Below are 6010 nucleotides of genomic sequence, written 5' to 3'. Positions count from 1 at the left end.
GTCGTGCTGGAACCGAGCCCCCGTAGGCCCCCACGTTCCCTGGTCGGGCTGGAACCGAGCCCCCGTAGGCCCCCACGTTCCCTGGTCGGGCTGGAACCGAGCCCCCGTAGGCCCCCACGTTCCCTGGTCGGGCTGGAACCGCGTTCGCTGGCTCGATGGAACCGGTGGACCGGCAAGATCGACAAAGCTCGCGACATGACCGCTCAGTGGCGAGGAGCCGTAGTGCCCAAGAAGCCGAACCGAGGCCCGAACGCACAGACCGTCGGCACGCCGGACGGGCGAACACGCGAGGAGATTCCGGAGGGCCAGCGCCCCAAGGGGAAGCAGCAGCAACGCGGTGACCGGCGCGGTTCGCGCGACAACGGGGCCGGTCGCGGGTAACCCTCCGCGCGTCGCCGGGGGTTGCGGTATGCGCAGCGAGGCGGGACAGTGGATGCCCGGCAGACTGAGGGGGCCTCGTGTCGTACTCGGACGGCTTCGGCGGTGGCTTCGAGACCATCCCCGCCCGCGGGTTCGTGGTCGCAGCGGGGCAGGGCAGCGCGCTGCCGGGTGCCGGCGGCGAGGTGCTGGCGTCGGCCGCGGACACCGGTGGCCTGTTCAGCCTGATCCGCAGCCACACACCCGCCGGGGACGTGGTGCCGCTGCACGTCCACAGCGGTACGGACGAGTGCTTCTTCGTGCTCGAGGGGCGCTACGACATCGTCTGCGGTGACGACAGCTTCCACGCGGAGCCGGGCTCGTTCGTCTACCTGCCGCGCGGTGTGCCGCACCGCTACACTGTCGGCGAGAGCCCGGCGGTCAAGCTGATCCTGTCCGTGCCCGGCGGCATCGAGAGCTACTTCACCGACATGGGCTCAGGTGCCGACGCCGAGGAGCTGACCCACAGGCACGGCGTGACCTTCCTCGCCGGCTGAGTTCTGCGCGTCCGTTCACGAAGCTTTCAGCGGTTCTCCAGGCTGGCGGCTCACGCTGGGCGGCATGAGTACACCGACACCGTTCCCACCGCCGCAGTACCACGAGCCACCACCGCCACCGCCGCCACCGCCGCCGGCGCAGCCGAAGCGTCGGGGCGCGCTCGCGTTCGTCGCGATCGCCGCCGTCGCCGGCCTGGTCGGCGGCGGCGTGGGCGCCGGCACCGTGTACCTGGTCGACCCGGGCACGCAGGCGGTCGTCAGCGGGCTCCCGGGCAAGGACGACGACGCGCAGGCACCGACCGGCGACGCGACGAAGGCCGCCGAGCGGGTGCTGCCGAGCGTGGTCTCGATCACCGCGAGCGGCGGCACGAGCGCAAGCGAGGGGTCGGGCTTCGTGATCAGCTCTACCGGTCACATCCTCACCAACAACCACGTCGTGGCGGGCGCTGAGCAGGGCGGCGAGCTCACCGTGACGCTGCGGTCGGGGAAGCAAGTCGCGGCGAAGGTCGTCGGCACCGACCCGACGACCGACCTCGCGGTGATCAAGGTCGACGGCGTGGAGAACCTGAAGCCGGTGGCACTCGGCGACTCCACGTCGCTTGCGGTCGGCGCACCGGTCGTCGCGATCGGCTCGCCGCTGCGGCTGTCCGGCACCGTCACGTCGGGCATCGTGAGCGCGCTCGACCGACCGGTGCGTACCAGCGGGTCAGGCGACAGCCCGTTCGGCGGCGTGGAGCGCGACAGTGCCGTGCTGGACGCCATCCAGACCGACGCGGCCGTCAACCCGGGGAACTCGGGCGGGCCGCTGGTGGACGGCAACGGACGTGTCGTCGGCATCAACTCGGCGATCGCCACCGTCGGCGGCGACCAGGCGTCCAGCCAGTCGGGGAACATCGGCGTCGGCTTCGCCATTCCGATCGGCGAGGCGTGGCCGATCGCCAAGGAGCTGATGGCCGACGGCACTGCGAGCCACGCACAGCTCGGCGTGCAGGTGTCGGACGCCCAGGAGGGCGACGCCGCAGGCGGTCACATCGCGACGGTCGCCGACGGTGGCGCGGCCGAGAAGGCGGGGCTGCGTGCCGGCGACGTGGTCACGAAGGTGGGCGAGCGCAGGATCGACAGCGCGGACGCGTTGATCGCGGCGATCCGTGCCCACCGGCCGGGCGACGAGGTGACCATCACCTACCGCAGGGGCGGCGACATGCACACAGCAACCGTCACCCTCGACAGCGACGACTGACCGCCTGACGCACCACGCGAAGGAGCGCTCCCCGGGGGGAAGCGCTCCTTCGCGGGGCCCGGCGGTCAGTTGCCGCCGCGGCGCAGCACCTCGGTGACCCGGTCGGCGGCGCGTACGACGGCTTCCGCGTAGAGCCGGCCGGGGGCGCGGCCGAGCCGGTCGATCGGCCCGGAGACGGAGATCGCGGCCACCACGCGGTTTCCCGGCCCGCGGACGGGCGCCGAGACGCTCGTGACACCGCGCTCGCGCTCGCCGACGCTCTGCGCCCAGCCCCTGCGGCGCACCTGGGCCAGCGATGTCGCGGTGAACTTCGCGTTGCGCAGCCCCCGGTGCAGGCGCTCGGGTTCCTCCCAGGCGAGCAGGATCTGCGCCGCCGACCCGGCGGTCATCGGGAGCGCACTGCCGACCGGCACCACGTCGCGCAGCCCGCCGCTGAGCCGTTCCGCGGACGCGACGCAGACGCGGCTGTCGCCCTGCCGGCGGAACAGTTGCGTGCTCTCGCCGGTCTGGTCGCGCAGTTGCGCGAGAATGGGTCCAGCCGTGGCCAACAGCCGGTCCTCACCGGCCGCCGTGGCGAGCTCGCCGAGGCGGGGCCCGAGGACGAACCGTCCCTGCGCGTCTCTGGTGACGAGGCGGTGGTGCTCGAGTGCCACGGCGAGCCGGTGAGCAGTGGGACGGGCCAGACCCGTCGAGGCGACGAGGGAGGCAAGCGACGACGGTCCGCTCTCCAGAGCGGAAAGAATGCGTACGGCTTTGTCGAGAACGCCGACACCGCTAGAGTTGTCCATGTCTCGATACTTCCATCTCATGATCCGAGACACAAGACTTACAAGTCACACCCCGATGTGACAAGCGTCAAACCAAGGAGCGCAGTGATGGGCCGTACATTAGCGGAGAAGGTCTGGGACGCGCATGTCGTCCGGCAAGCCGACAATGAGCCGGATCTGCTCTACATCGACCTCCACCTGATCCACGAAGTGACGAGCCCGCAGGCCTTCGACGGGCTTCGGCTCGCGGACCGTACGGTGCGCCGTCCCGACCTCACCATCGCCACCGAGGACCACAACGTCCCGACCACCGACCTCGGCCTGCCGATCGCCGACCCGGTCTCGCGCACCCAGGTCGAGACACTGCGTAAGAACTGCGCCGAGTTCGGGGTCCGGCTGTACCCGATGGGTGACGCCGCGCAGGGCATCGTGCACGTGATCGGCCCGCAGCTGGGGCTCACCCAGCCGGGCACGACGGTCGTCTGCGGTGACAGCCACACGGCAACGCACGGGGCGTTCGGCGCCATCGCGTTCGGCATCGGCACCAGCGAGGTCGAGCACGTACTCGCGACGCAGACGCTCTCGCAGGCGAAGCCGAAGATGATGGCCGTGAACGCGACCGGCGAACTGCCGTACGGGAGCACGGCGAAGGACCTCGTGCTGGCGCTGATCGCTCAGGTCGGCACGGGGCACGGCCAGGGGCACATCGTCGAGTACCGCGGCGAGGCCTTCAGGAAGCTGTCCATGGAAGGCCGCATGACGGTCTGCAACATGTCCATCGAGTGGGGCGCGAAGGCCGGCATGATCGCGCCCGACGAGACGACGTTCGCGTACGTCGAGGGCCGCGAGAGTGCCCCGAAGGGCGCGGAGTGGGAGAAGGCGCTCGACTACTGGCGTTCGCTGCCCAGCGACCCGGACGCGGTCTTCGACACCGAGGTGCACCTGGACGCGTCCGAGGTGCAGCCGTTCGTCACCTGGGGCACGAACCCCGGCCAGGGCGCGCCGCTTTCTGCGTCGGTGCCCGACCCGGACTCGTTCGACGACCCGGGCGCGCGGGTGTCGGCGCAGAAGGCGCTGGAGTACATGGACCTGCGTCCGGGAATGGCGCTGCGCGACGTCAACGTGAACACGGTGTTCGTCGGTTCCTGCACCAACGGCCGGATCGAGGACCTGCGGGCCGCTGCGGACGTCATCCGCGGTCGGCGGGTGTCTTCGGACGTCCGGATGCTCGTCGTGCCCGGCTCGGTCGCCGTGCGGGCACAGGCGGAGCAGGAGGGACTGGACAAGGTGTTCAGCGACGCCGGGGCGGAGTGGCGCGGCGCCGGCTGCTCGATGTGCCTGGGCATGAACCCGGACCAGCTTGCGCCCGGCGAGCGCAGTGCGTCGACGTCGAACAGGAACTTCGAGGGACGCCAGGGGCGCGGCGGGCGCACGCACCTGGTCTCGCCGCCCGTCGCGGCCGCAACCGCGATCACCGGCCACCTCAGCTCACCGGCGGACCTGGAGGTATGACGATGGAACCGTTCACCACACTCACCAGCCGCGCGGTGCCGCTGCGGCGCAGCAACGTCGACACCGACCAGATCATCCCGGCGTCGTATCTGAAGCGCGTGACCCGTACCGGCTTCGAGGACGGGCTGTTCGCCTCCTGGCGGCAGGACCCGTCGTTCGTGCTGAACGACGAGCGCTACGCAGGCGCCCAGATCCTGGTCGCCGGCCCGGACTTCGGCATCGGCTCGTCGCGTGAGCACGCGGTGTGGGCGCTGCAGAACTACGGCTTCCGGGTCGTGATCGCGCCGCGGTTCGCCGACATCTTCCGCGGCAACTCCGCGAAGAACGGCCTGCTCGTGGTGCCGTTGGCGGCAGAGAGCGTGGAGCAGTTGCAGCAGCTCGCCGAGGACGACCCGACGACCGAGGTCACGGTGGATCTGACGAACAACAAGATCCTCGCACCCGGCGTCGAGGCGGCAATCGAGATCGACGAGTACACGCGCTGGCGGCTGCTCGAAGGGCTCGACGACATCGCTCTGACGCTGCGAAACGTGGACGATGTGACCGCTTTCGAGGAGAAGCGGGCGAGCTGGTTGCCTGTCACCGGCTGACGTTCTCGGGCCCGAAGTAGCCTCTGTGGGGCCCGCAGAGGACGGAAACCGTTGCGACACAAGAAAAAAGTGTCGCTCGGTCGTTGTGTCTTGGCCATTTGCGCCTTAGTCTCGCCGCGAGTCGGGTCGGTAATGACCCGGCGATTAAGTGTCTGCACGGAGGGGAAGTAGTGAACAAGGCACAACTGGTCGAGAAGCTCACCGTCCACTTCGATGGGAACAAGCGGCAGGCGGGTCAGGCACTCGAGTCCGTCCTCGACACGATCACCCTTGCGGTTGCCAAGGGCGAGAAGGTCTCGATCACCGGATTCGGCGTCTTCGAGAAGGTCGTGCGTGGTGCGCGCACCGCGCGTAACCCGCGGACCGGCGAGAAGGTGCGGGTGAAGAAGACCTCGGCTCCGAAGTTCCGGCCTGGTGCGGACTTCAAGGCTTACGTCTCTGGTGCGAAGAAGCCGGCCAAGAAGGCGGCTGCGTCCACGAAGAAGACTGCGGCCAAGAAGTCGACCGCCGCCAAGAAGACCACCGCCAAGAAGGCGGCGCCGGCGAAGAAGACCGCTGCCAAGAAGGCTGCACCGGCGAAGAAGGCCGCCGCCAAGAAGACGACGGCCAAGAAGACGACTGCCAAGAAGGCTGCGGCGAAGAGGTCGCGCTAGCACGGCGTCATCAAGGCCGAAGGCGGCCGTACGCTCGATGCGTGCGGCCGCCTTCGTCGTGTCCTGACCTAGCTACGTTCCCATGGCGGTACGGGCAGCGGGGGCAGGTCGAAGGTCGCCAGCGTGATGATCGTCACCCGGCCGTGCTTCGTCTCGTCGGTGGTGCGCAGCCGGACCCGTTGTCCTAGCCGCAGATGGCGTAGGCCGCCCGCGTCGAAGGCGTTCGCGTCGAAGGCGAGCTCGGTGCCGTCGTCGAGGTAGACCGCACCGGTGCGGGTCTCCGGGTCGAAGGTCTTCACCGTTGCCTGCATGGCTTCGTCCCTCCCTGCGCCGA

7 protein-coding genes are annotated in these 6010 nt (G+C 69.7%); 5 read left to right on the top strand and 2 right to left on the bottom strand.

All coding sequences use genetic code 11. The annotated features are described in order from the left end of the window. The first annotated feature begins 458 nt into the window (after positions 1-458). The gene (locus GEV07_21515; protein MQA05194.1) at positions 459-914 is read left to right on the top strand and encodes a cupin domain-containing protein; all 456 of its coding nucleotides are present in this window, start codon (positions 459-461) and stop codon (positions 912-914) included. Positions 915-978: 64 nt separating this feature from the next. Next, positions 979-2154 carry a PDZ domain-containing protein gene (locus GEV07_21510; protein MQA05193.1) on the top strand — a complete coding sequence of 392 codons (1176 nt, stop codon included), beginning with the start codon at positions 979-981 and terminating at the stop codon, positions 2152-2154. Between the two features lie 65 nt (positions 2155-2219). Here GEV07_21510 and GEV07_21505 read toward each other — a convergent pair whose 3' ends face one another. Further along, entirely contained in the window at positions 2220-2942 is a 723-nt protein-coding gene (locus GEV07_21505; GenBank protein ID MQA05192.1) for a helix-turn-helix domain-containing protein, read from the bottom strand. A gap of 87 nt (positions 2943-3029) precedes the next feature. Between GEV07_21505 and leuC the strand changes: the two genes are divergently transcribed. The 3 genes from leuC to GEV07_21490 all read left to right on the top strand — a co-directional run bounded on the left by leuC (position 3030) and on the right by GEV07_21490 (position 5676). Continuing rightward, positions 3030-4433, top strand: coding sequence for a 3-isopropylmalate dehydratase large subunit (gene leuC / locus GEV07_21500; GenBank protein ID MQA05191.1), 1404 nt, complete (start codon positions 3030-3032; stop codon positions 4431-4433). A gap of 2 nt (positions 4434-4435) precedes the next feature. Next, positions 4436-5023 carry a 3-isopropylmalate dehydratase small subunit gene (leuD, locus tag GEV07_21495; GenBank protein MQA05190.1) on the top strand — a complete coding sequence of 196 codons (588 nt, stop codon included), beginning with the start codon at positions 4436-4438 and terminating at the stop codon, positions 5021-5023. 170 nt (positions 5024-5193) lie between these two features. After that, positions 5194-5676, top strand: coding sequence for an HU family DNA-binding protein (locus tag GEV07_21490; GenBank protein ID MQA05189.1), 483 nt, complete (start codon positions 5194-5196; stop codon positions 5674-5676). A gap of 68 nt (positions 5677-5744) precedes the next feature. Here GEV07_21490 and GEV07_21485 read toward each other — a convergent pair whose 3' ends face one another. Then, positions 5745-5987 carry a hypothetical protein gene (locus GEV07_21485; GenBank protein ID MQA05188.1) on the bottom strand — a complete coding sequence of 81 codons (243 nt, stop codon included), beginning with the start codon at positions 5985-5987 and terminating at the stop codon, positions 5745-5747. Between the last annotated feature and the right edge of the window lie 23 nt (positions 5988-6010).

It is taken from the genome of Streptosporangiales bacterium, from assembly GCA_009379825.1.
In the GTDB taxonomy this organism is placed as follows: domain Bacteria; phylum Actinomycetota; class Actinomycetes; order Streptosporangiales; family WHST01; genus WHST01.
Note: the sequence above shows the minus strand (reverse complement) of the source record. Positions and strands in the feature narration are given on the sequence as shown.